This is a genomic window from Rhodothermus profundi (genome assembly GCF_900142415.1).
Taxonomy (GTDB): Bacteria; Bacteroidota; Rhodothermia; order Rhodothermales; family Rhodothermaceae; genus Rhodothermus; species Rhodothermus profundi.
This window is the reverse complement of record NZ_FRAU01000005.1, coordinates 200,635-225,894: the sequence shown is the minus strand read 5'-3', so window position 1 is coordinate 225,894 and position 25,260 is coordinate 200,635. Positions and strand designations below refer to the sequence as shown.

At 60.3% G+C, this 25,260-nt stretch carries 20 protein-coding genes; 11 read left to right on the top strand and 9 right to left on the bottom strand.

Annotated elements, in window-relative coordinates; all coding sequences use genetic code 11:
• Positions 1–131 precede the first annotated feature (131 nt).
• The 3 genes from BUA15_RS08945 to porX form a co-directional block, all read right to left on the bottom strand.
• Positions 132–1,802 carry a M28 family metallopeptidase gene (locus tag BUA15_RS08945; RefSeq protein WP_072715635.1) on the bottom strand — a complete coding sequence of 557 codons (1,671 nt, stop codon included), beginning with the start codon at positions 1,800–1,802 and terminating at the stop codon, positions 132–134.
• 78 nt (positions 1,803–1,880) lie between these two features.
• On the bottom strand, positions 1,881–2,348 hold the full coding sequence (tsaE, locus tag BUA15_RS08940; protein ID WP_072715634.1) for a tRNA (adenosine(37)-N6)-threonylcarbamoyltransferase complex ATPase subunit type 1 TsaE: 468 nt from the start codon (positions 2,346–2,348) through the stop codon (positions 1,881–1,883).
• On the bottom strand, positions 2,345–3,904 hold the full coding sequence (gene porX / locus BUA15_RS08935) for a T9SS response regulator signal transducer PorX (protein ID WP_245771990.1): 1,560 nt from the start codon (positions 3,902–3,904) through the stop codon (positions 2,345–2,347). Before porX ends, tsaE begins: the two co-directional genes overlap by 4 nt.
• 127 nt (positions 3,905–4,031) lie before the next feature.
• Here porX and trmB point away from each other — a divergent pair, with 127 nt between their 5' ends.
• Both trmB and BUA15_RS08925 read left to right on the top strand, forming a co-directional pair.
• Complete coding sequence (gene trmB, locus BUA15_RS08930; protein ID WP_072715632.1) at positions 4,032–4,976, top strand: tRNA (guanosine(46)-N7)-methyltransferase TrmB; 945 nt, start codon at positions 4,032–4,034, stop codon at positions 4,974–4,976.
• Positions 4,977–5,208: 232 nt separating this feature from the next.
• A complete protein-coding gene (locus BUA15_RS08925) occupies positions 5,209–5,430 on the top strand; it encodes a hypothetical protein (RefSeq protein WP_072715631.1) in 222 nt (73 codons plus the stop codon).
• An 8-nt stretch (positions 5,431–5,438) separates the two neighbouring features.
• Here BUA15_RS08925 and BUA15_RS08920 read toward each other — a convergent pair whose 3' ends face one another.
• Positions 5,439–7,418, bottom strand: coding sequence for an RNB domain-containing ribonuclease (locus BUA15_RS08920; protein WP_072715630.1), 1,980 nt, complete (start codon positions 7,416–7,418; stop codon positions 5,439–5,441).
• Between the two features lie 406 nt (positions 7,419–7,824).
• Between BUA15_RS08920 and BUA15_RS08915 the strand changes: the two genes are divergently transcribed.
• Positions 7,825–8,766 carry a DnaJ C-terminal domain-containing protein gene (locus BUA15_RS08915; protein WP_072715629.1) on the top strand — a complete coding sequence of 314 codons (942 nt, stop codon included), beginning with the start codon at positions 7,825–7,827 and terminating at the stop codon, positions 8,764–8,766.
• Positions 8,767–8,873: 107 nt separating this feature from the next.
• On the opposite strand, the gene BUA15_RS08910 is transcribed toward BUA15_RS08915, so the two are convergent.
• Both BUA15_RS08910 and murB read right to left on the bottom strand, forming a co-directional pair.
• Positions 8,874–9,701, bottom strand: coding sequence for an alpha/beta fold hydrolase (locus BUA15_RS08910; RefSeq protein WP_072715628.1), 828 nt, complete (start codon positions 9,699–9,701; stop codon positions 8,874–8,876).
• Positions 9,673–10,677, bottom strand: a complete 1,005-nt coding sequence (gene murB, locus BUA15_RS08905; protein ID WP_084660561.1) for a UDP-N-acetylmuramate dehydrogenase — start codon at positions 10,675–10,677, stop codon at positions 9,673–9,675. Before murB ends, BUA15_RS08910 begins: the two co-directional genes overlap by 29 nt.
• A 210-nt stretch (positions 10,678–10,887) precedes the next feature.
• Here murB and BUA15_RS08900 point away from each other — a divergent pair, with 210 nt between their 5' ends.
• The 4 genes from BUA15_RS08900 (at position 10,888) to BUA15_RS08885 (ending at position 17,826) form a co-directional block, all read left to right on the top strand.
• Complete coding sequence (locus tag BUA15_RS08900) at positions 10,888–13,794, top strand: TonB-dependent receptor domain-containing protein (RefSeq protein WP_178139401.1); 2,907 nt, start codon at positions 10,888–10,890, stop codon at positions 13,792–13,794.
• 81 nt (positions 13,795–13,875) lie between these two features.
• The gene (locus tag BUA15_RS08895) at positions 13,876–15,138 is read left to right on the top strand and encodes a RagB/SusD family nutrient uptake outer membrane protein (protein WP_072715626.1); all 1,263 of its coding nucleotides are present in this window, start codon (positions 13,876–13,878) and stop codon (positions 15,136–15,138) included.
• A 124-nt stretch (positions 15,139–15,262) separates the two neighbouring features.
• A complete protein-coding gene (locus BUA15_RS08890; RefSeq protein WP_072715625.1) occupies positions 15,263–17,437 on the top strand; it encodes a GWxTD domain-containing protein in 2,175 nt (724 codons plus the stop codon).
• Positions 17,434–17,826 (top strand): MGMT family protein, encoded by a 393-nt coding sequence (locus BUA15_RS08885; RefSeq protein WP_084660560.1) that lies wholly within the window; start codon positions 17,434–17,436, stop codon positions 17,824–17,826. Before BUA15_RS08890 ends, BUA15_RS08885 begins: the two co-directional genes overlap by 4 nt.
• On the opposite strand, the gene aroA is transcribed toward BUA15_RS08885, so the two are convergent.
• Both aroA and add read right to left on the bottom strand, forming a co-directional pair.
• Complete coding sequence (gene aroA, locus BUA15_RS08880; RefSeq protein ID WP_072715624.1) at positions 17,823–19,118, bottom strand: 3-phosphoshikimate 1-carboxyvinyltransferase; 1,296 nt, start codon at positions 19,116–19,118, stop codon at positions 17,823–17,825. The genes BUA15_RS08885 and aroA overlap by 4 nt on opposite strands.
• Positions 19,119–19,133: 15 nt before the next feature.
• Complete coding sequence (gene add, locus BUA15_RS08875; RefSeq protein WP_072715623.1) at positions 19,134–20,213, bottom strand: adenosine deaminase; 1,080 nt, start codon at positions 20,211–20,213, stop codon at positions 19,134–19,136.
• A 211-nt stretch (positions 20,214–20,424) separates the two neighbouring features.
• Here add and tatA point away from each other — a divergent pair, with 211 nt between their 5' ends.
• The 4 genes from tatA (at position 20,425) to yihA (ending at position 23,753) form a co-directional block, all read left to right on the top strand.
• Entirely contained in the window at positions 20,425–20,709 is a 285-nt protein-coding gene (gene tatA / locus BUA15_RS08870; protein ID WP_072715622.1) for a twin-arginine translocase TatA/TatE family subunit, read from the top strand.
• A 15-nt stretch (positions 20,710–20,724) separates the two neighbouring features.
• Positions 20,725–22,200, top strand: coding sequence for an Asp-tRNA(Asn)/Glu-tRNA(Gln) amidotransferase subunit GatA (gatA, locus tag BUA15_RS08865; RefSeq protein ID WP_072715621.1), 1,476 nt, complete (start codon positions 20,725–20,727; stop codon positions 22,198–22,200).
• A 65-nt stretch (positions 22,201–22,265) separates the two neighbouring features.
• Positions 22,266–23,144, top strand: a complete 879-nt coding sequence (gene sucD / locus BUA15_RS08860) for a succinate--CoA ligase subunit alpha (RefSeq protein WP_072715620.1) — start codon at positions 22,266–22,268, stop codon at positions 23,142–23,144.
• A 12-nt stretch (positions 23,145–23,156) separates the two neighbouring features.
• Positions 23,157–23,753, top strand: coding sequence for a ribosome biogenesis GTP-binding protein YihA/YsxC (yihA, locus tag BUA15_RS08855; RefSeq protein ID WP_072715619.1), 597 nt, complete (start codon positions 23,157–23,159; stop codon positions 23,751–23,753).
• 422 nt (positions 23,754–24,175) lie between these two features.
• Here the strand turns inward: yihA and BUA15_RS08850 are convergent, their stop codons facing one another.
• A complete protein-coding gene (locus BUA15_RS08850; protein ID WP_072715618.1) occupies positions 24,176–25,183 on the bottom strand; it encodes a YpdA family putative bacillithiol disulfide reductase in 1,008 nt (335 codons plus the stop codon).
• Between the last annotated feature and the right edge of the window lie 77 nt (positions 25,184–25,260).

The window sequence follows — 25,260 nt, the reverse complement described above, 5'->3', positions numbered from 1 at the left end:
ACCCTCCCCTGGTGCAACGACCACCTCGGGCTAAGCAGACAGCGGCGCTAGGCTGACTTTTGAGGGCAAGGAGTGCGATCAGCAGTGCCCTGTAGATTTTACACGCCAGGCAAATGCCTGAATGAATTCCCTTAAGGGGTGGTTGGCGGAGCAGTGGCCTGGGCGCGTTGCCGGTCGCGGAGAGCGCGGAAGGGCGTGCCTTCGCGCCAGTTGGGAAAGTCGGTGCCGTTGGCCAGCCGATAGCCGATGTCGAAGAACAGGCGCAGGTCCTCAACCGCTCCACGTAAGTCCCAGGCCGGATCATATTCATCGGAAGGCTTGTGATAATGGCGCTCGACGTACTCAGCGCGTCGGGCCAGCGTCCACTCCGAGCCGTGCGTGACGTGGTCGATGCCGGCGTCCAGGTACAGGGCCGGGATGCCCACGCGGGCAAAGCTGAAGTGGTCCGAGCGGTAATAGTAGCCCTTTTCCGGTTCCGGATCAGGTCGCAGGTAGCGACCCTGCGCCTCCGCAGCGGCTGCGGCATAATCGTCCAGCTCCGACAGGCCGTAGCCGATCACCGTTACGTCGCGCATGGGGCCCAGCACGTTCAGGCCGTCCATGTTCAGCACGGCTACGGTCTTTTCGGGGGGAAAGACCGGATGCGTAGCGTAATAGGCCGAGCCCAGCAGGCCCTGTTCTTCGGCCGTAACGGCCAGAAACAGCACGGAGCGGGCAGGGGGCTCCGGGAGCGCCGTGAAAGCCCGGGCCAGCGCCAGCAGGCCTGCTGTGCCGGTGGCATTGTCGAGGGCGCCGTTGTAGATGCTGTCGCCGGGCAGCGACGGATCGACGCCCAGATGATCCCAGTGCGCTGTGTAGATCACCACTTCGTCGGGACGCTCCCGGCCCGGCAGCAGGGCCAGCACGTTTTGCGAGCGCACCTCTCGGATGGTGTTGCGGAGCGACGCCGAAAAGCGAAGGTTCAGTGGCACTGCTTGAAAGCCCGGTCGGGCGGCCGCTGCTTTGAGCTGCGTTAGGTCTTGCCCGGCCAGCTCAAACAGACGTTGCGCTGCCTCATAAGTCAGCCACCCCTCAATGGCACACCGGTCCCGGTTCTGCTGTGCATTGACCAGCGTAAACTGCGGACCAGACCAGGAGCCCTCTACTACGGCCCACGGGTAGCCAGCCGGACCGGTCTCGTGAATGATGAGCGCTGCGGCGGCGCCCTGCCGCGCTGCCTCTTCAAATTTGTAGGTCCAGCGACCGTAGTACGTCATGGCCCGGCCGGTGAACAGCGTCGAATCGCCGGTGGCATAGCCGGGATCGTTTACCAGCATGACGACGGTCTTGCCGCGCACGTCCACCCCGGCATAGTCGTTCCACCCGTACTCGGGCGCGACGATTCCATACCCCACAAACACCATGTCGCTGCCGGTGACCGACACGTCCGATACCAGCCGTTTGGTCCAGAACATGGCTTCATCTCCGTAGCGAAACTGCAGCCGTCCTCGGCGTCCGCGCACTTCCATTTGCGCTGAGGACGGATCGGCTGTTATTTCACTCAGTGGAACTTCCTGGGTATAGCGATCGCCGTTCCCGGGGCGGAGGCCCAGCGTCTGGAATTGCTCGACCAGGTAGGTTACGGTCTTCTCTTCGCCTGGTGAGGCCGGGGCGCGGCCCAGAAATGCATCGGAGGCCAGTACCTGGATGTGCTCGGCCAGCAGCTCGGGTGTGATTGCTTCGTGGGCTGTCCGAATCGGGTCGGCTGTCTGGCAGGCCAGAGGAAGGAGTCCGATCAGTATGCAGCACAGAGACAGACGCATTGTTGTCGATCCTATCAGGTTGGTTGACGGCTTGCTGCTTAAGGTACGAATAGAAAAATTTTTCTGGAAGAATTAGCCTTACGGACGGGTGGAGTCCGAAGAAGAGGTCAGCCAGGTAATGCGGCGGCGGTCGCCTCCCAGATGTTCGAGGCGCAGGCGCAGCGCGTGTGGTGGTAGCAGCGGTTCAACGCGGTCAGCCCACTCCACTACGCTGATGCCGTCGCCGAAGAAGTATTCTTCGTAGCCCAGATCAAAGAACTCTTCCAGACGACGCAGCCGATAGGCGTCGAAATGATACAGGGGCAGACGGCCTCCCGGGTACACATGCACGAGGGTAAACGTCGGACTGCTGACCGCTTCGTCCGAAATACCCAGGCCGGCGGCTATGCCCTTGACCAGTTGCGTTTTGCCTGTTCCCAGGTCGCCGTAGAGCGCTACCACGTCACCGGGTTGCAGGCGCTCGGCCAGTCGTTGGCCCAGCGCGTGCGTAGCCTCGGGGCTGCTTGTTTCGCAGGGCAGCAGATCCGACAGAAGGGCAGCGCTCATAGCGCTTTAGGATGCATGGTGATGAACGGCACGATCATTTCCTGCAGCGACACCCCGCCATGCTGGAACGTGTCGCGGTACAGGTTCACGTAGTGGTGATAGTTGGTAGGATAGACGAAGTAATAGTCCTCCTTGGCCAGCAGGTAGGTGGTGGTTACGCTGCTTCGGGGCAGGCCAAAGGGCAGCGGATCGCGCACGAAAATGGCGTGGCGTTCGTCACCGCGGAGATTCCGGCCAAATTTGAACCGAAGTGCCGTCGAAGTCTCTCGGTCGCCCAGCACCCTGGTGGGATGCAGGCAGCGGATGGCGCCATGATCGGTAGTTAGCAGAATCGTGCATCGCTGGCGGGCCAGTTCCTGAAAGGCCTGGTAAAGCCAGGAATGTTCGAACCAGGTGCGCGTCAGCGCCCGGTAGGCGCGTTCGTCCGGAGCGATTTCCTTGAGCACGTCCGAGTCGGAGCGGCTATGGGCCAGAATATCGACAAAGTTCACCACGATGGCGCTCAGATCGTGCTGTAAAAAGTCGTTTACCTGGCGGGCGAAGGCGCGGCCGTCGGCTGCACCGATGAGCTTTTCGTAGCGGATGCGGGCGCGAAGACGGCGGCGTTCAAAAAAGTCTTTCAGAAAGAGCTCTTCGTTACGATTGCGGCTGCTTTCGCTGTCTTCGGCTTCAGACCATGCCTCCGGATACCGCCGGGCCAGGTCGCGGGGGAGCAGGCCGCTGAAGATCGCATTCCGAGCGTACGGTGTGGCTGTGGGCAACAGGGCGTAATAGAACGTCAGCTCCAGATCGAACAAAGGGGCCAGTAGCCGCTCAAATTCCAGCCATTGATCGAATCGCATGCAATCGATCACGAACAGCAGAACCGGCCGTTTTTCGTCAAGCGCCGGGAGCACAAAGCGCGGGAGCACTTCGTGGGACAGAACAGGACGCTTCACTTCAGATCCGGAAGCCAGCCAGTCAGGGTATACCTCTTCTACGTAGCGGCCGAAGACCCGATTGGCCTCACGGAACTGATCTTCCAGAATCTGCCGGGCGCCCTCGTCGCCTTCGAGTTCCAGATCAAAGCGGGTCAGTTCGCGGTACAGGTCCACCCACTCATTGGGGGACAGCGGCTCCTGCAGGGCGGCAGCAATGCGCGCAAAAGCCTGCAGGTACTCCTGAGAGACTTTTTCACTCCGGATGCGCGGCTGCTCCAGCAACCGTTTACAGGTGAGCAGGATCTGGCTTGGATTGACGGGTTTGGTCAGATAGTCACTGATCTGACGCCCCAGCGCCTCTTCCATGAGCTGTTCTTCCTCGCTTTTTGTAACCAGCACGACCGGCAGTTCGGGGGCGATGGCCTTGATGGCTGAGAGCGTCTCCAGGCCGCCCATGCCCGGCATTTGCTCATCAAGGAGCACCACATCAAAGTGCTGGCGGCGCACCTGCTCGACCGCGTCGGCTCCGTTCGTGACGCTGGTGACTTCGTAGCCTTTCGTTTCTAGAAACAGAATATGCGGCCGGAGCAGTTCGATCTCGTCGTCGGCCCAGAGGATACGTGGTTTTCCCGGCATAGGCATACGCTTCGGGTTCAATCCCTGCAAAAAACAGCTTCGGGGGAAACTCCCCATGACCTGAGGCTATAACGTACGCGCCAGATAAACCGATCCATCAGACAGAGGGTTGAACGGAGGGCCGTCCATGATCTTGCGTACCGGACAGTTCACCTTCCCAACGCCGCCTGCCCAGCTCTTCGGGCGGGAGGCCCCGCTTATGCTGGAAATTGGCTTTGGCGATGGGGGCTTTCTCACAGATTGGGCGGCGCGCCATCCGGACTGGAACGTGCTGGGCGTGGAGATCTCTCCAGGATCCATGCGCCGGGCATTTGGACGGGTGCGTCGGGCCGGCCTGACCAACGTGCGGCTTTACCTGGGACAGGCCCGTTTTCTGGTGCGCAATGTGCTGCCGCCTCGGAGTCTCTCCCTGGTTTACGTAAACTTCCCAGATCCCTGGCCGAAAAAGCGACATCAGGACCGACGCCTGCTGCAGGCATCGTTTTTCATGCTGCTTGCCACGCGGCTATCTGACGGCGGAGCGCTCCGGCTGACTACCGACGATGCGCCGTATTTTTCCTTCGCGCTGGAGGAAGCCGAAAAAACCGGGCTCTTCCGGATCGAAGTAACCAAGCCACCGCCAGAGACGCTGCAGACCAAATATGCGCGAAAGTGGCAGGCGCAGCAGAAATCCATTTACCATGCGATCTTCACGAAACAGGCAGAAGCTGCGGATTCGTTTCCTCCTTGCATCAAGCGCTACGACGGTATGCATCACGCTCTGCTGGAAGGTTCGCTGCCCGAGCTGACGCGCTTTGAAAAGCTGGTGCATGCTTTTGAGGGCGGTCATGTGATTGTGCTGGAAGCCTACCGGTCGCTCGACGGCGCGGGTTTGCTGTTTCTGGTTCGCATTGAGGAAGAAGACCTGACCCAGGAAGTGCTGGTCGAGGCGCGTCCAAAAGATGGACAGGTGCTGGTTCGGGTGCTTCCGTTCGGATTGCCGCTTTCGACGCGCGGGACGCGCGAAGCCATCCGTTGCCTGACCGCGTGGCTGGAAACGCAGGGCATGCGCCTGGCCGAAGCGTTTTTCTGATCTGTCCCGCGGGGGACGGTGCCCGGTTTGGACAGGGCGCCGGCTCCAGAAAAGGTGGCGGCGAATCGATACGGCTTTCTGGTGCCTGCGGCCAGGTCCACAGGCAGCGCTTTCTGGACGAGGAAGCGGACGGGCCCGGAGGACACCAGGGTGGCTGTTTTTGCCAAAGAGCTTATTTGGGCAGCTCTTTGTTTTTTTCGGAACGAAGGCAAGAATCAACCAGGATGGAAGTATGTCGTGGGTGCGCCGAGCTATTGCCCTGCTTTTGCTGGCCGATGGTCTGATGACAGTGGTCTGGGGGCGTGGTTTTTTGCGGTGGCAGCGTCGGTGGATGCCCCACTGGTATAAACCGGCGCTGGACTGGCTGTTGCGCTGGCCCGAACCGTTACTGCGTCTCGGAGCTGCGTTTGAGGCGGTTGTGGGATGGAAGATGTGGAAGGATGAGCAGCGCTGACCGCCCCCTCAGGCGCGTTGCAGACGGAGGCGACCGCGACGGGGATCAATGGCTTCCGGGCGGACAGTAACCTGCTCGCCAGGCACCAGCGCATCAGCCGTGGCCAGCAAGCCCCGCAGGCCATACGGTTGCAGCTCAACAAGATAGCCGGCCGGGCGGCGAGCGATCACGATGGCTTCGAAGGACTGCGCCGCCTGCTGGCTGAGCCACACCAGCGCCCAGTAGCGCGTGGCCTGTCGTTCCAGGGCGCGGGCTTCGCGCTCGGCCGCTTCGGCGGTAGCCAGCACCTCGAAGAGTCTGGTGGTGTCATAAGGAAGGGGCCTGTGGGCCAGAGCAGCCACAATCTGACGCTGCAAGGCCAGGTCGGCATAGCGCCGAATGGGGGAAGTGATCTGCACGTAGGCCTCCAGGCCCAGTCCAGCGTGAGGTTGCGGATGCGTGGAAAGACGCGTGCGCCGCAGGCTGCGCAACTGGGTGGCAAGCCGTACGGGATCGTAGTCCAGCTTCTGTCCCTGTAGCGTGGGATCATCGGGTGGGTCCTGCACGCGGTAAATCATGGGAAGTTCGTGCTCTGCGGCCCACCGGGCTGCTTCAGCGTTGGCCAGGATCATCCATTCGCTGACCATGCGCCGTGCGGGCGTGTCGGGATCAATCACTTTCAGGGTAATCGTACTGCCCTCCACCTGCACCTTGAGCTCGGGTCTGCGGATCAGCAGGGCACCCCGAGCCAGGCGCGTTTCGGTGAGCTTCTGGCCCAGGCGCGCCAGCACCTGCAGGGCTTCGGCCAGCTCATGGGAGCGTCGACCGGCGATGACGGCATCGGCTTCTTCATAGGTGAAGCTGCACCCCACACGGATCTGGCCCTGCGTGAGCTGCACCTCTTGAATCTGTCCGGTCGCGTCTGTGGTGACCACGACGCTCAGGGTGGGACGAACGGTATCGGGGCAAAGACTGGCCAGCTCGTGGCTCAGGCGTTCGGGAAACATGGGAATGGCCCCGGTGGGAAGGTAGCGGGTGAGCCCCCGGCGCCGGGCTTCCTGGTCGAGCGCATCGTCTGGCGCTACGAAGTGCGGGACATCGGCCAGATGAATACCAATGCGCCAGCCGCCGTCCGGCAGGGACTCCACCGTAAATGCGTCATCAATTTCACGGGTGGTTGCATCGTCGATATGGAAAGCAGGTAAATGGGTGAAGTCGGTGCGGTCGGAGTCGGAGGCAAACGGTACCAGGGCTTCGGCCGCAGCCTGCACTTCAGGCGGGAAGGTGGGTTCGATGCCGGCCAGCAGGGCGAACGTATCAACCGAGGCGTCGAGGCGTCCCGTGCGCAGCAAAATATTCAGGGCTGCTTCACGGGTGGTCATGCCCCGGCTGCGGGCTACTTCGGCCAGTACCTGCGTAGCATCGGAACGTTGTTTCTGGCGCAGATAGGCTTCCAGGGCGTCCAGCAGGGACGTGGGCACCTCAGACAGTTCGTCGGCTTCAGCGTCAAGCAGTTGTTCGAGCTGCGTCTGGAGCGCCTGGCGTTCGGCTTCACGTTCGCGGCGCCGGCGTTCGGCGGTCTGGAGCGCTTCAACCTGCTCGGGAGTGCGGGGCGTGAACGTCAGGCCCCGGCGGCCGAAGTAGAGCGTGTCGGCCAGCAGGGCCCGCAGCAGGGCTGCCTGCTCCAGTGGGCCACTTTCTCCAAAATAGAGGTGGGCCAGTGCTTTCAGGTCAAAGGCGTCTCCTTCTTCACGGGCAGTTTCCCAGAGCAGCGCCAGGTCAATTTCTGCCTGAAGGGTTTCAATCCGGGTTTCCAGTGTGCGCGCGATCTCGGCCAGCGTTTCTGCCGTTGTGGTGCGTTCGTGGCAAATGGCAATGCGGCGTGCCGGCAATCGGATGCGGCGGCCTGTGGGCGTTAGCGCCTGCACGGCGCCGTCGCGCGATTCCAGTACCAGCGCGAATTGTGGTCGGTCTCCTTCCAGATACTCAACAAGCGTGCCCGGCTTCATCGGTGTTGGTTATGTGGCAGTTGGGGAAAGTTAGCCGTTGTGGACCGGTGTCGCGTGCTTTTTCCAGTAACGTTCCGGTCAGGCACTTATACGCTGCGGCCTGGCGACTTGCTGCCGGCAGGGCAGTGGGGGAACGATGGACAGGCGGCGCGCTGGCTTTCCGCGGAACGCTGCGAAAAACATTAATTGACGGGCATGAGCGTGCGATAAGAAACACTACCGGACTGCTCGCGTCGATACCATGCCATAGCGATGGAGATGGGAGGGCCGCACAGACGTGCGTCATTTTTGCACAGCATGCCGTCGGGCACGATCTGTGCAGCCTGCAAAGACAGGCGCGTTGCTTCTTTTAACCGGCGCGTCTGCTGAAAAATCGACAGTACGGGGTTGTGTGGAGTAAGGAACCATGGCGCAGGCTGTGAAGGACTATTACGAAATTCTGGGCGTTTCGGAAGACGCTACGGACGAAGAAATCAAAAAGGCGTACCGAAAGCTGGCGCGCGAGTGGCACCCGGATCGAAACCCGGACAAGCCGAACGCTGAGGAACGCTTTAAAGAAATTCAGGAGGCTTACAGCGTGCTGTCGGATCCTGAGAAACGCCGGCAGTACGATATGATGCGGAAGCATCCGTTTGGGGCTTTCGGTTCGGGTAACGGCAGCCGGTTTTATCGGACGCCGGAGGGAACGTACATCCACTTCGAGACGAGTGGCAACCTGGAAGATCTGCTGGACGAAGAATTTGGATTTGGCAGCCTGGGAGATCTGTTCAGCCGCTTCTTTGGAGGGTTTGGGCGGACCGGCACGCGGCAGGATCCGTTCAGCCGGATGCGTCGGCCGCGCGACGTTGAAGTCCGCGTGCGGTTGCCGTTTGAGCAGGCCTTACGAGGGGGCAAGACCGACATTACGCTGCCCGATGGCCAGAAAGTACGGATTAACGTGCCCAAAGGCGTCCGCTCTGGTTTCAAGATTCGCCTGAAGGATGGAGGGCCGACGATTGCCGGCGTGCCGCAGGGAAACGTGTACATTATTTTTGAAGTCGAGCCGCATCCGCGCTTCCGGCGAGAAGGGGATGATCTCTACACGACGGTTACGATTAACCCCCTGGAAGCGATGCTGGGCACCACGCGGGAGCTGATGGACGCCTACGGCCGCCGGATCAAGTTGCGCATCCCTCCCGGAACGCAGCCAGGCGAGCGGCTGCGCATTCGTGGACATGGCGTAGAGACGGAGACGCACAAGGGAGATCTCTACGTTGAGGTGCAACTCGAAATTCCCCGGCATCTTTCCCGGGAGCAGCAGCGCATTTTGCGCGAAGCTGCTGAGAAGGCAGGTTTGCTTCGCTCTTAAAGAGAAGGCGCCTCCGGGCGCCTTCTCTGTCTGTGCAGCAGGAGGTGGCTGTTGGTAGCAGCACAGGGACTGGATCACAGGTGGGGACAGACCGGCCTCTTTTCCATTTACGATTTGCTGGAAGAGACGCATCCGCTTTTTTCCTGCAGGAACGCCAGAACGAGGTGGGCGAAGGCTTCAGGAGCATCGGCGTGCACCCAGTGACCGGCTTCCGGGATGGTAGCCAGGCAGGCGTCTGGAAAAAGCTGACGGATGGTCGGCCAGTCGGCTTCGGTGAGGTAATCAGAGCGGGCGCCTCGGACAAAAAGGACCGGTCCGGTAAACTGACGGCCGTCGGTGATAGCTGCGTTAATGCGGTCGTAGTAGCGCACCAGTCCGTCCAGATCCACCTGCCAGGTGTATCGTCGGGTGGCTGGATTATACAGCAGGTTTTTCAAAAGAAACTGACGGATCGGAGCCTCTGGGACGTATGTGGCCAGCGCCTGATCAATGGCCTGCCGGTTGGCGTAACGGGCGGGATCGATGGCCTGCAGCGCGTCCAGAATGGTGCGATGACGGGCCGGGTAGGAACGCGGTGCGATGTCAACGACCACAAGCCGCCGGACGCGTTCCGGGGCGCTCAGTGCCAGTTCCATCGCTACTTTTCCCCCCATGGAGTGGCCCAGCACATGCGCTGATTCGAGGTGATGCCGGTCCATGAACGCCTGCACGTCGGCGGCCATGGTAGGGTAATCGATGGGATGAGCGTGGGGTGAGCGGCCATGGCCTCGCAGGTCCAGGGCGAAGACCCGAAAGTGTGGGCTAAAGGCGTTGCGGGCCAGGGTGTGCCAGTTGCCGCTGCTGCCCAGCAGGCCGTGTAAGATGAGCAGCGGGGGGCCTTCCGTGCCGTAGCTTCGGTAGGCCAGGTCAACGGTCTGGATGGTGGGGTGCGGCATTTTGAGGAAGCAGTCGGTTGTTTTCGGAAAGGGGCTCGAATTCTCCAATAAAACGAATTTCCGGTTCGAGGCGGTAGCCGGTTCGGGCTTCCACGACCTGTTGCACGTAGGCGATGAGCGCGCGCACCTGCGCGGCTGTGGCGCGGCCGCGGTTGACGATGATGTTTGCGTGGCGGGGTGATACTTCGGCGTCGCCAATGCGGGTTCCTTTCAGGCCGCACTGGTCGATGAGGCGGCCGGCGCCGATTCCATCGATTTTTTTGAAAATGGATCCGGCGCTGGGTTCGGTTTCCAGCGGGGGATGGCGCTCGCGTCGCCAGGCGAGGTTAGCGGCCATGATTTCGCGCATGCGTTGCGGGTCGCCTGGCTTGAGTTGGAAGGTAGCGGCCAGCACGATGTCGTCGCGTTCGTGCAGGATGGAGTAGTCGTAGCCGAAGTGGAAATAGTCGGGCCCGACTGTTTGGCGCTTTCCGTCGGCGGTCAGGATTTCGGCTTCGGCCAGCACTTCTTCGATGAAGACGGTGCGTTCGCGGGCGGGAGGGGGAGAGAGGAAGTGCAGGTTTTGCCAGAGTGCGCCGCCCACGGTAGAAGGAATGCCCACGTAGTGTTCGAGACCCGAGAGGCCGGCATTGACGGCGGCTTCAATGAGGTCAGGATAGACGATAGCGCCGCTTTCGGCCCAGAGGCGATGGCCGGGAAGCAGGCGGTGGGCGCGTGCGACGTTGCGGATGACCAGTCCCCGAAAGCCCCGGTCACCGACGAGGATATTAGCGCCCAGGCCCAGCACGAAATAGGGAATGTCGAGCTCACGGGCAGCCTGCACGGCCTGGGCCAGTTCGTCGCGCGTGCGCGCCTCAAAAAACAGATCGGCGGGTCCCCCGATTTTGAACGTTGTGTAGGGGGCCAGGAGGACGTGTTGTTGCACGCGGTGGCCCAGCCGGTGTTGTAGAGCCGTGTAGCGGGAGGCCGGTTTCACAGCAGGGGGCGTTTGGGATTCGCCGTCCTATACCGAGGAAGCAGGCGATTGGTTCAAAATTGGAAGCGCTTCCTGTTGAAAGGGCTTACATGACTGTTTAAAAAGCACTTTGTACCATTGAGCAGCTTTTGTGTCTATGGAATTGTGTTCAATTGTTAGAACAATTATATTCGTTTCATAAATGAATTTACCAAATTAAACATGCCAGCCATGGAACCCAGAGTGAGAGCCTGGATCCTCGGGAGTATCCTGCTGCTGGTGCCCCTCTTGGCACAGGCGCAGGGCATTCTAAGAGGACGCGTTACCGATGCCGAGACCGGCGAGCCATTGCCCGGAGCTAACATTCTGCTGGTAGAGCTCCGGCGGGGGGCCGCCTCGGACATCGATGGGAACTACGAAATCGTGGATATCCCGGAGGGTACCTATACGCTCCGGGTTTCTTATGTGGGCTATCGGACGCTGGAGCAGTCGGTGGAAATTCGCAGTGGCGCGCAGGAGCTAAATCTGGCGCTGGATCCCGACTATACCGGTCTGGAAGAAGTGGTAGTAACCGGAATTGCTTCCCGCACGTCCAAAGCCCGCGCCGAGGTAGCCGTCTCGCGCATCAATACGGAAGAGCTGCTCCAGCAAAATGCCTATCAGGACATCACGGCGCTCGTCAATGGCAAGATCGCAGGCGTGACGGCCAAGCAGGCAACCGGTAATGTTGGAGGAGGGCTGCGGTTCATTGTGCGGGCTGACGCAGCGCTAAACGGTAACGGCCAGCCGGTGATCTATGTAGATGGCGTCCGCATCGACAATGCCGAGATCGCTGGCTTTTTCACAGGAGGGCAGGAATTTTCCATGCTGGCCAATCTGAATCCAGAGGATATTGAAAGCATCGAGGTGCTGAAAGGCCCGGCAGGCGCTGCGCTGTACGGAACCAGTGGGGCTAATGGTGTCATCCTGATCCGGACCAAGCGCGGACGGACCGGAGACTTCCGCGTGCAGTACAAACGCGTCGTCGGGGCCAACCAGCAGCTCAAGAAGTATACGCTGGACACCTCACCGACCCCTGATGTGGCAAATGGCTTCTTCCGCGACGGGGTCATCAGCCAGCATACCATCTCGATCAGCGGCGGCACGGCTAACGTGCGCTACTACACTTCGTATGACCGCCGCAAGGAAGAAGGGCACATCCGAAACAATGCCATGGACCGGCAGACCTTCCAGGCTAACTTCGATGCTTTCCCGAACGATAAGATCACGGTCCGGGCCAGTGCAGGCTACACCTATAACGAAATGGACCTGCCCCAGAACGACAACAACATTCTGGGCTTCCTGGGGAATACGTTGCTGGCTACCCGGCCCTTCCTCTTTGAAGACAGCACCGATCTGGTAGACGTTACAGACCGCTCACGGATTACCGAATTTCTGGGATCGGTGGAAGTAACCTATACCCCGATTGAAAACCTGGAAGTGCGAGCCTCCATCGGCTACCAGGGGTCGGACTTCCGGGAAGATCGGACGTTGCCGCGGGGCATTGATGTCACAACCAATGGCCGTCGTTCCATCTTTATTCGCCGCAACCAGCAGTACACGTACGACTTCAACGCCCGCTACAGCTACAACATTCTGCCCGAGCTGGAAGCAACAACCATCGTCGGTGGGCAGGCCTTTAACCGGATCCTGCGCACCTTCTTCATGCAGAAAGAAAACTTCGTAAGCGAACTCATCTCCAACATCGGGGCAGGATCCGACTTCATCAACGGCGATGAAGGCTTTGCCCACAGCCGGGAGGCGGGAATCTATGTGCAGCAGGAATTCGCCTATGCCAACCGGCTGTTTGTCTCGCTGGGGCTGCGGCGGGACTATGCCAGTGCGGTGGGGCGGAAGGCCCCCAGCATCTTCTATCCGAAGGCCAGCATGGCGCTTCGGCTGGATCAGTTTGACTTCACGCCAGACTTCTTTACGCTCCTGAAACCACGTATTGCCTACGGAGAAACCGGCGTGCTGCCCGGTCCCCTGGATGGCTTTGCCCTGCTGTTTGGCGCTGAACCTTCCGGCTACGGCGCCGGAGCAACGCCCGACCAGATCGGGAATCCGGAGATTGAGCCCGAGCGCGTGCGGGAACTGGAGGTGGGCTTTGATGCCGAACTGTACAACCGTATCGGTATCGAGTTCACCTACTATCGGCAATGGGCCACCAATTCAATCATTGATTTCCGGAATCCACCATCCACCGGGCTGATTGCTTCGGCGGTGCCCTTCAACGTGGGAGAGTCGCAGGGATGGGGAATTGAATCTGCCCTGACAGCTAACGTCTGGCGCACGCGTAACTACAGCCTGGACTTCACCCTCATCTGGAACTGGAGCCGGAACGAGGTGAAGGACCTGGGCGGTGCGCAGCCTATCTTTGATCCCTTCGACGTGAACGTGATCAAGGAGGGGCTGCCGCGCTCCGCCTTCTACACGTACCGCTCCAAGGCCGTCTTTGACCCCAATACGGGTGAGTACCTGGGTTCAGAAGTCATTAAGGACGAAAATGGCGAGGCCAAACGCTTCTACCTGGGTACGCCCTATCCAGAGCACAGCGGATCGTTTTCGGTCAGCTTCCGCTTCCTCCGGAACTTCACCTTCTATGCGCTGGCCGACTGGCAACTGGGATTGAACGTATTCAATCTGACCAAGCTGTTCCAGGTCCGCTTCGGCGGCAACAAAGAGCGGAATATTCTGGCGGCCAAGCTGGGGCTGTTGGACCCCGACCGGTTTGAGTACACCAAGGGTATCCAGCCGCTCCAGCCGGGAACGCCGGAGTATCGTGAAGCCGCCGAACGCCACGCTGCCCTCGACGGCAACTATGATGGCAATTTTGTCGAAGATGGAGACTTCCTGCGCCTGCGGGAGCTTAGTCTCCGCTATGACTTCACAGACCTGCTTCGGCGGTCAATGCTAGGCCGGCATATTCGCGGATTGAGCGTGGCGATCTCGGCCCAGAATGTCGCGCTGTTCACGAAATACAGCGGCATGGACCCAGAGCTGAACTTTGCCGGTGGCCGCGGACTGATTCGCGGGCAGGATTTCCTGACGCTGCCCATCCCGCGGGTCGTCTATGCCACAATTACCGTAACGCTATAACCAGACAGGGGTGAGGGGTGTCCCTCACCCCTCCTTCTTTCCAGAACCTGTTGTGTGAAACCAACCATGTGGAATTGCACCATGAAACGACTGCTTGTGCGGGTGAGCGGCAGCCTGTTGCTACTGGTCGGATTACTGGCTGGCTGCGACACCTTTGTGGAAGATGTGGATCCCCCGATTGATACCATTCCGGACGAACGGCTGAACGATCCCGAGCAGATTCCTTTCCTGGTACTCGGCGTGCATGCCCGTTTTGCGGATACCTACGGGGGACTGGCTCTACTAGGTGGAGGGCTCTCTGACGAACTCTTTTTTGACCAGAATGTACCAGGTGCTACGTTCCCCTCGTACCGAGAAATTGATCAGGGGGACATCCTGCTGGATAACAACTCGGTCGATGGGGTCTATAATGACGTCGGAGAACTGCGCTTCCTGGCCGACAAGCTGGTCGAACGCATTGACAATATGGACGATGTCCCCGCCGACCTGGCGACGCTGGGACGCTTTATCGGGTACTTCTATGGCGGCGTGGCGCGCTACTTCTATGCTACCTACTTTGGCCTAAACCCGGATCAGGGAGGTGGGGTCATTGATGCGGGGCCATTCATCCCCTCTGATCAGATGTACGATCTGGCCCTGGAGAAGCTGAACGCTGCGCTCCAGAACCTACCCCAGGAGCTGCAAATTGGTAATGTCACCTTCACGCAAGCGCAATTGCGGCGGGTGGTCAACTCGGTGATCGCCCGGGTCCACCTGTATAAAGGAGACTATGCGGCGGCCACGCAGGCAGCCCTGAACGGCATGCAGCCTGGCGATCCGCCCTTCCTGGCGCTGTTCAGCGTGGAAGCACCGAACGACTTCTACTTTGGGGGAGGCCGAGGGCGGACGCAGTTTGTGCCGGACTGGCGTTTCGCCCAGTATGTGGAGGACGATCCCTCCGAGGCAGCGCGTATTCCGCTGTGGACTAAGCTGGGCAATGATGGCGAGACGATTTACTACATCCAGGATAAATATCCTGATCAGAGCTCGCCCATTCCGTTCATGACCTGGCAGGAAAATCACCTGATGCTGGCAGAACTGGGCGCCCTGCGCGGCCAGGACATTGGTGGCCTGGATCCACTGGCCCTGATCAACGAGGTGCGGCAGAGCCATGGCGTTACGCTGTTGCCGGTGGATACCATCGTAGATGAAGACCTGATTCTGGAAGAGCGGGATAAGGAGCTGTTTGTGCAGGGGGCTCGGCTGCCCGATCAGCGGCGCTTTAACCGGTGGCACCTGCCGCCAGGACGGTGGATGTACCTGCCGATCACTCAGAACGAACGCAACGCCAACCCGAATCTCTGATCAATACCCGACCAGACTGAACAGGGGGCCGCTCGGACAGAGAGCCGGGCGGCCCTTTTTTAGAACTCTTGGAATCATTAAGCGTGCAACCCAGAAGGGCAGCGCATCTGAAGAAAAAACTGTCATGTGGGGACTCCTTCTGGGACTATGGCTGAGCGCAGCTAATCCTGCGGTCGATTCACTAGAGCAGTGGTTGCAACAGGGCGTGGCTTTGTTGCCCCAGCACCCGGCAAAGGCCGAAGTGATACTTCAGCGGGTGGTGCAGCGCGACTCAGGCTACGTATCGCCGCAACACGGAGCTGCCCTGTACTGGCTGGGCCAGAGCCGATGGATCCAGCGCGACACGCAGGCAGCTCTTGCATTATGGGAGCGAGGCTTGAATCTGCTGGCGCGCCATGGACAGGTGGATGTGCGGATGGCGGAAGCTTACATGCGGGGGGTCTTTATAGCTCGAGACCGAACCCGGTACGCACGGGGCGCCCAGGTCTATCAGCAACTGCTGGCTTTACTGGATCAACCGCTGGATGACGCCACCTATCAGCTCCTGGAGCCTCATCTGACAGCACTGTCCTGGATTCTGCCTCCTGCTATGCGGGCCCGTCCGGCTGTGGCAGCCGTGCTCACCGGCCAGCCTGCTTCGGGTGCGGGCAGCCTGCTGCTGGCCTGGTGGCGCAGTCAGGATCCGCTTCCTGCCACCCGTCGCAATGAACGGTTAGAGGAGCATCTGGAGCGTGTTGGCTATGCGCTAACGCACTTTGTTGACCCGGACAAAGGATTCGATGATCGAGCACGCATTTATGTGCGGCTGGGGCCGCCCTGGCGGCGCGTTCGGCTTTCAGTCAGCAGTCCCTGGCTCCGGCGCAAAGTCTTTGCCCGCATGCCGACGCTCATGGAAATCCAGTTTCCCCGCGGCGAGTTCTGGGTTTATCGGCACATTAACGGGGATGCGCAGTACGTCTTTGTCAGCCGCGACAACCAGCCGTATCGCCTGGGCACCTCGTTTGACTTGTTGCCTTCATGGTTGCTTACGGGCATCGGCGCAACCACGCGGGGACAGGAAAAGGCACGGGCGGCTATACGTATCCTGGCCGAACTGTACGGGCAGCTCGCAACAAACCACCCGCTCTTTGGCCTGCGCTATCAGGATCTGGCTACGTATGCTGTCTGGCTCGATGAGCTGGAACTGGCAGAGGAAACGGCTAACTGGGTGCGCCTTCGCACCCAGGTTACGGATCTGCCTGATGAACTGGATCCCGAAACCCAGCGCCGGCTCAATATGGCGGAGATGATGGGCGTCCCGATTATGGGCGGCGTGCGGTATCCCGGCCTGGGCCTTGCGGACGAGCAGCCCCATCAGTTCGCGCTGCGGATGATTCAGGAAGGCAAGCTCGAAGAGGAAGAGGCCATTATGCGGCGGGAGGAGCAGGTGCCCCGGGTCTACAGCAATCTCTTTGAAGAAGTGGAGCCTCTGCCTGTTTCTGTTCGGCTGGCGCGCTTCCTTGATCCGGACGGGACAACCCGGACGCGTCTGTACTGGTCGGCCTCGAACAAAGCCTTGCAGCCCGGCAAACAGGCCCAGAAGCGCCTGAAGGAAACGGGTATGGTGGGCGCCGACTTTCTGGTAACCACGACCCTGGCTCAGCGCGACGAGGCCTATCGAACGCGCACCCTGCATGTGCGGCGACAGCAAGTATGGCAGGAGGACTTGTATGCGGAAGGAATCGTTGATCCTGTTTTACTGGAAGCCCGCGGCGACACGGGGCTCTATCACCTGGTGTTGCAGATTTCACAGTTTGCTCTGGACCGTACCACGCAGCCGCCGCGTCCCGGACCGCTGCTGAAGATCACTTCGATTCGGTTCGATTCGCTGCACGCGCTCAACTCCGACCCGGCCACGCTGGAAATGAGCGATCTATTGCCCCTGTGGTATGATCCATCGGTGAGCGATACCCTGCCAGGACTTCCTTATCCGTTCCCTCGCCTGAATCAAGAAGTTCCGCTGGCCCTCTATTTCGAGATCTACCATCTGACCTTTGGGACCAACGACCGTACGCGCTACGAAGTATCCTATGAAGTGCGACGGCGAACAGATGGTGGGCTGCTGCGACGGGATCGAACGGTGCAGACTACCTCGCGTACGGTGTATGAAGGCACGAGCCGAACAGCACGGGAGTATATTGTGCTGGATCTTCAGGAATGGAAACGGGTTCGCTCGGTCGAAGTGGTGGTGCGGGTGCGGGATCTGGTTTCAGGACAGGAGGTAGCCCGAACCATTCGGTTTGAGATTACGACCTCATGAAGGGGCGGCAGGGCGTTTCGTCAGCAGCGCAAGCAAACCGACAGGCAGGCCGCAAGGACTTTTTTGAGCGTGTGTGGGAGGTGGTAGCGCAGATACCTCCGGGACGGGTAACAACCTATGGGCATATTGCTGAGTACCTGGGGACGCGAAGCGCTGCTCGCACGGTTGGCTGGGCGCTCAACGCTGCTGCGGGATCGGATTTGCCCTGCCATCGCGTCGTCAACCGTCGAGGTGAACTGACCGGCCGCATGCACTTCGAAGGGCCTTTTGTGATGGAGGAGCGCCTGCGCAGCGAAGGAGTCACGTTCACCGAAGACGGTCGCGTCGATCTGTCCCGTCACCTGTGGATTCCCGGACAGGAAGAAGACGAAACCACGTGCGGTGGCTAGGACTGCACCGGGTGGCCGGCCAGGTGGTTGAGCACTTCCCAGAAGTCGGGAAATGAAATGCGGACGCAGTCGGCGCCTTCAATAAGGGTTTCGCCGGCGGCCACAAGTCCTGCCACGCCCATGGCCATCGCGATGCGGTGATCGTCAAAACTGCGGACGGTCGCGCCCTGAAGGCGATGGCCTCCTTCGATAGCCAGGCCGTCGTCGAACACCTCGACGTGAGCGCCCAGGGCCTGCAGATTGGCCGCCATGGCCGCAATGCGGTCGGTTTCCTTGACGCGCAGTTCAGCAGCATCCCGAATTTCGGTGCGTCCGGTAGCGCAGGCAGCTGCTACTGCCAGCACAGGAATTTCGTCGATCAGGTTGGGAATGAGCGCGCCGCCCACCTGCACGCCGTGTAGTGTGCTGCTGCGGACGATCAGGTCGGCAATGGGTTCTCCTCCGTATGTGCGTTCGTTTTCGACCGTAATGTCGGCGCCCATAGCCCGCAACACGTCGAGGAGCGCTGCGCGGGAAGGATTGATCCCCACGCCGGGCAGACGAATTTCGCTGTCGGGTACAATCGTGCCGGCTACCAGAAAGAAAGCGGCTGCTGAAAAGTCGCGCGGGATGGTCCAGGTGCGTGGTGGAATGCGCAGGCCTTCCGGGACTGTCAGGTAGCGCTCCCCATTCATTTCGACAACGCTCAGCCCCAGCATGCGCTCGGTGTGGTCGCGAGAAGGAACTGGTTCGATGACGGTCGTTTCGCCTTCAGCAAAGAGACCGGCCAGTAGCACGCACGATTTGACCTGAGCCGATGGCACGGGCAGCCGGTAGGTAATACCGCGCAACGGGCGGTTGCCCCGGATATGGATCGGGGCATGGCCATCGGTGAGTGTCAGAGCAGCTCCCATCTGGCGCAGCGGTGCCGCGATGCGTTCCATCGGGCGGCGACTGAGCGACGCGTCGCCTACCAGCGTACTGTTAAAGGGCTGACCGGCCAGGATGCCTGCCAGCAGGCGCATTGTGGTGCCCGAGTTGCCGCAGTCAAGTGGGCGATCGGGCGGTTGTAGCCCTTCAAGTCCCCGCCCTTCGACGATCAGGATACCATGGGCATCTTCTGTTATGGAGACGCCTAGCTGGCGCAGGCATGAGAGGGTGGACTGGGGGTCGGCGGCCGGTGAATAATTTACCAGGCGTGACGTGCCCTCGGACAGCGCGGCCAGCAAGGCTGCCCGGTGGGCAATGGATTTGTCCGGTGGCACTTCAACAACGCCCAGCAGGCTTCGGGCTGGCAATACGCGACGAATCATGGACAGAGGCTGGTTTCAGGAAGTTGGAGAAGGTTGCGAAAGGCCAGCCAGTAACTGATTGAGCCTGGCTTCCACATCGCGCAGCAGTTCCTGTTTTTCGTCCCAGTGCAGGAACGCATGACGAAAACTGTTGAGCACGACCGTTCGGAGCTGCTGCACGTCCAGTCCACAATGGCGATGCACGCGCCAGAGTTCGTCAGTCAGGGTGGTGCGGCTAAAGAGACGATTGTCGGTGTTAATGGTGACCGGTACCGAGCGCGCAACATATTGCCGGAGCGGATGCGAAGCATAGTCGGCGACGGCTTTGGTCTGCACGTTGCTGGTAGGACAGATTTCCAGGGGAATTTGATGATCGATGACGTACTGAAGCAGATCCGGGTCCTGCTCTAAGGTAACGCCATGGCCAATGCGGTGGGCTCCACAGTAGAAAAGCGCCTGATGGATAGAGTCGGGGCCCCAGGATTCTCCGGCGTGGACGGTCAGGTTCAGCAGGTGGTTGCGGGCCAGATAAAAAGCATGCAAATGGTGCTTGGGAGGATGACCAGCTTCTCCGCCGGCCAGATCGAAAGCGACCACGCCGCGCTTGCGATAGGCTACGGCCAGCTCGGCGGTGCGCATCGAGACGCTCTCGGGCAAATGGCGCAGGCCGCAAAGAATCAATCCGGTGCGAATGCCAAAATCGCGTTCCGCTGCCCGCAGACCGTCTAGCACGGCATCGTTGACCTGTTCAAGCTTCAGGCCCTCTTCGACGTGCAGTACAGGTGCGTAACGCACTTCCAGGTAACGAACGTTTTCGCGGGCGGCGTCTTCGGCCAGTTCATAGGCAATGCGGCGCAATGCCTGGCGCGTTTGCATGACCGGCACCGTGTAGCGGAACCAGGCCAGATACGCTTCCAGCGAGTCGGCCGTGTCCACCTGCCGCAGAATCTCTTCGAGACCTTCGAGACTGTCGGCCGGAAGCAGACGGAGCTTGCCCTGCTGGCGCGCCAGCTCCAGAAGCGTGGTCAGGCGCAATGAGCCGTCCAGATGACAGTGCAGTTCAGCCTTCGGCCAGGTCAGGATCGTATCGCGCGTAAGCGTTGTCGGGGCTTCCATGATGGGCTTTTTACCAGAGAAAAACGGCTACGTCCGGCCAGAGTTTCGCCCGACGGAACCCCGATTTCAAGCAGTCGTTTCGCACGTGTCGGAGGCATGCAGCTTTTGCGGGATTTTCCTGCACGCGTGGCCTTGAATCGCTTAACTTATGAATGGCCGGCTGCATGCCGACGTGTGCCATGTGTCACCAGATGCCTGTTGAGGTGAAGCCATGTTTGGGAACATTGGAGCGCCCGAATTACTGTTGATTTTTCTGGTAGTGCTCCTGGTTTTTGGGGCCAAGCGTATTCCTGAAATTGCGCGTGGCCTGGGCCGGGGAATCCGGGAGTTTAAAGAAGCAACCCGGGAAATTTCGCGCGAGATTTCTGTAGAGGTTGAAGAGACCCCTCAGATTCGGGCGCCGCAGCAGGGAGCGCCGACGGCACGGACCACCGCGACGCCGACGCAGCAGCCGGCGGCCGGTTCGTCGCAGCCCTCGGAACCCACGCAGCATTGAGCAGCGACGATTCCTATGGAATATCTGACCTATGCCGACGCCCGTCGGGCGCTGGAGCAGGGCGAGACCAGTTGTGAAGCGCTGGTCTCGTCTTTTTTGGAACGCATTGCGGCCGACAATGCGCGCCTGAACGCGTTCATCTCGGTGGATGCAGAAAGCGCACGGGCCCAGGCGCGGGCGTTGGACGAACGCCTGGCCCGCGGCGAGCCACTCCCGCCGCTCGGAGGCCTGGTGCTGGCTGTCAAGGATGTCATCTGCATCAAAGACCAGCGGGTCACCTGCGGCTCGCGCATGCTGGAACACTTCGTTTCCCTTTACGACGCGACGGTTATCGAACGCCTACGGGCAGCCGGCGCTATTTTTATCGGCAAGACCAACTGCGACGAGTTCGCTATGGGCTCGTCGAACGAAACCTCTTACTTTGGTCCGGCCCGCCATCCGCTTAATCCGGATTATGTGCCGGGCGGCTCATCGGGCGGATCGGCGGTGGCCGTGGCAGCCCGAATGTGCCAGGCCGCGCTTGGAAGCGATACGGGCGGTTCCATTCGCCAACCCTCCGCCTTCTGCGGAATCGTGGGACTGAAGCCCACCTATGGACGCGTCAGTCGCTACGGGCTGGTGGCCTATGCGTCGTCGTTCGATACCATCGGCCCCATGACGCATACGGTCGAAGACGCCGCCCGCATTCTCCAGGTGATCGCCGGCGTGGATCGCTGGGATTCAACGAGCGCGCCCGTAGAAGTCCCCGATTATCTGGCAGCACTCCAACGCCCTGTTAAAGGACTTCGCATTGGATTGCCGCGTGAATACTTTGCGGAGGGGCTTGATCCAGAATTTCGCCAGCTTATTGAGCAACGGGCCGCCCAGCTTGAGGCAGCCGGCGCGATCGTAGAAGAAGTGTCGCTGCCCCACACGGAATACGGCATTGCGACCTACTACATCTTGGCTACGGCCGAGGCTTCCAGTAACCTGGCGCGCTACGACGGTATCCGGTACGGATACCGGGCCGATGTGCAGCAGATTCGGCGGGAGCTGGCCGAAAGCGACAGCGACGACTCGGTCATCTACCGACTGTACGTGCGGTCGCGCAGCGAAGGTTTTGGCACGGAAGTCAAACGCCGCATCATGCTGGGGACCTATGTGCTGTCGGCCGGCTACTACGAAGCCTACTATGCCAAAGCGCAACGCGTGCGCCGACTGATCCGCCAGGACTTTGATCGGGCCTTCGAACAGGTCGACGTGCTGCTCACCCCGGCTACCCCAACGCCCCCGTTTCCGCTGGGCAGTAAGCTGGATGATCCCCTCGAAATGTACCTGAATGACATTTATACCGTAACCGCTAACCTGGCCGGCGTTCCAGGGCTGGTGGTGCCGATCGGAACGCATTCGAGTGGCTTCCCGGTAGGCGCCCAGTTGCTGGGACGCCACTTCGACGAGGCTACCCTGCTGCAGGTAGGACAGGCGTTGATGGAAATAAGCGGGACGGCGTGAAAAAGTGCGTTCATTTTTCGTAATTCTGAAAAGCACCCAACGCCACGAGCCAAAGAGCAAGACCCATGAGTATTCTAGTTGATCGTAACACGCGCCTGGTTGTGCAGGGCATTACCGGTAAGGAAGGAACTTTTCACACCGAGCAAATGATCGCCTATGGGACCAACGTGGTCGCTGGCGTAACGCCGGGGAAGGGTGGGCAGAAGCATCTGGATCGTCCCGTCTTTAACACTGTAGCTGAGGCCGTCGAAAAGGAAGGGGCCAATACATCCATCATTTTTGTTCCGCCAGCTTTTGCCGCTGATGCCATTCTGGAAGCGGCCGATGCAGGCATTGAGGTGATCGTCTGCATCACGGAAGGTATTCCGGTACGTGACATGATTCCGGTCTATCACTACGTCCGGCAGAAGGGCGCCAAGCTGATCGGTCCCAACTGTCCCGGCGTCATTACACCTGGACAGGCCAAGGTGGGAATTATGCCGGGCACCATCTTTAAAGCAGGACCCATCGGGGTCGTTTCGCGCTCGGGCACCCTGACCTACGAAGCCGTTGATCAACTGACGCGTCTGGGCCTGGGGCAGAGTACTGCCGTGGGGATCGGCGGCGATCCGATCATCGGGCTGCGTTTCACCGACGCGCTTCAACTGTTTCAGAACGATCCGGAAACGGAAGCCGTGGTGCTTATTGGAGAGATCGGAGGAACGGCCGAAGAGGAAGCGGCGGCCTTCATTAAGGAGCATATGACCAAGCCGGTCTTTGCCTTCATTGCCGGGGCAACGGCGCCTCCGGGACGCCGCATGGGCCACGCCGGAGCCATTATCGCAGGAGGGAAAGGAACGGCCGAGGAGAAATTTAAGGCGCTGGAGGCCGCCGGTGCGGTGGTTGTCCGTAATCCTGCCCTGATTGGTGAGACGGTACGGGAGCACCTGGGCGCGCTGGCCTGACAGTAAGCTGCCATGAAAAAACCGGCAGCACGTTTTGTCCGGAGTGTGACGCGGTGGGAGGATCTGCCCGACGACGGATTGCCTGAGGTCGCCTTTGCGGGACGTTCCAATGTGGGCAAGAGCTCGCTGCTGAATGCACTGCTTCGGGCTCCCGGACTGGCACGCACGAGCAGCACACCCGGCAAAACGCGCCAGCTCAACTTCTACCGGGTTAATGAACGGCTTTATTTTGTAGATCTGCCCGGTTACGGGTTTGCGCGCACTTCGCAAGCAGAGCGGCGGCTGTGGGGACGACTGATTACACGCTACCTGCAAGAACGCTCGGCATTGGCACTCGTTGTCCACCTGATTGACAGTCGGCATCCGCCCACCCCGCTCGACGAAGCGATGATGGATCTGATGCGCGGCCAGCACGTTCCCTATCTGATTGCGCTTACCAAGGCCGACAAGGTGTCGGGCAATCGGCGCACTCAGGCCGTGCGGGAAGTCAAGCAGGCCCTGCAGGCGCGTGCTATGGAGGTACCGGTCATCCCGACCTCAGCGCATACCGGTCTGGGCCTTCGTGATCTCTGGCGCTGGATCGAGCAGGTGACAGTGGGGAAAACATAGACGAACTCAACGCAGGGGGCAGCACCGAGAAACACCGGCATCTCCCGGCGTGGTGCGCGGTTCTGGGCGACTTGCAGCGGGATTTGGATTGAGGCGCAGCCTGGCTCGAACGGAGACCGCGCTATTAGCTTACATTTCCCTGCCGAAAAAGGACGCCTCATGCGATGAGCACGCTCTGTCCCGGGAAAATGCTGGGCAGCAAATGCTTGCTGGTTCTCTGAGCCGCCTCCGACGCAGGCAGCCGCGCTGAGTCAGCATTGCTGCTGGAATCGTACGTTGCTTCCGAGGAACAGGCAAGCCGAACGTCCGCTCTTTGCACCACGGGTGGTTCCTGGCATGCCCTGCTGTTTGCCGGCAGCCTGCCCGGGAAGTGTCCCCTGTTTTTTGGATTTTTCTCGGCGCAAGGAGGGATCGCCTCTGTGCTATTCTGCGGTTTTCCAGTGCCTGCCGTCGAGGGCAGGAGCTTCGACGACGCGGCCGGTAGCGATGTGCTCCATGATGCGGGGTGCATGCAGCCGACCGTTTTCAATAAACCACCGGCTTGTGTTCAACCCGCCACAGACCGTTCCGGCCAGGTACAGACCGGGTCGGTTGGTTTCGAAAGTTTCCGGGTCATAACAGGGCGTGCGAGCCGGATCGTCGCCGATCTGGATGCCCAGTCGGGCGAGAAAATCCAGATCAGGCCGGTAGCCTGTCATGGCCAGCACCCAGTCGTTTTCGAGTTCGCGTTGTCCGTCGGGCGTCTGAATCAGCAGGCTATCGGGCCGAATTGCCAGCACACGCGTGTTAAAAAAAGCCCGAATGCTGCCTTCGCGGATGCGGTTTTCAATGTCCGGGCGGATCCAATATTTGATTCTATCCGACAGCGCCGGTCCGCGGTGGATGAGCGTCACCTCAGCGCCGTGCCGGTAGCAGTCCAGCGCCGCCTTGGCTGCTGAGTTGCGCCCGCCGATAACGGCCACTTTCTGACCACTGTAAGGAAACGGTTCCTTGTAGTAATGAGTGACGTTGGGCAGATCCTCGCCCGGTACGTTCAGATAGTTGGGGATATCGAAGAAGCCGGTGGCCACCACCACTTTACGGGCAGGGTAGGTCCCTTTCTCCGTAACGACCGTGAAGTTGCCGTCCGAGCCGTCCACGCGCAACACGCGCTCATAGAGCCGAATGCGAAGCTGTTCTACTGCAGCTACCCGTCGGTAGTATTCAATGGCTTCCTCGCGGGTGGGTTTGTAGCCACGGGTGGGAAAAGGATGCCCGCCAATTTCCATCAGCTCCGGGGTCGAGAAGAATTCCATATTGGTAGGATATCCCAGAAAGGAATTCACCAGCGCCCCTTTTTCGATGAGGAGCGCCCGGAGGCCACGCCGGCGGGCTTCAATGCCGCAGGCCAGACCAATAGGGCCTGCCCCGATGATGATGACATCCCACATGGCCACAGGCTGCTGTTACTACAACTTGCTGGCTGTACCGAGAGCGTGCAGTTGGGTTTCGAGCTGAGCCATGAAGT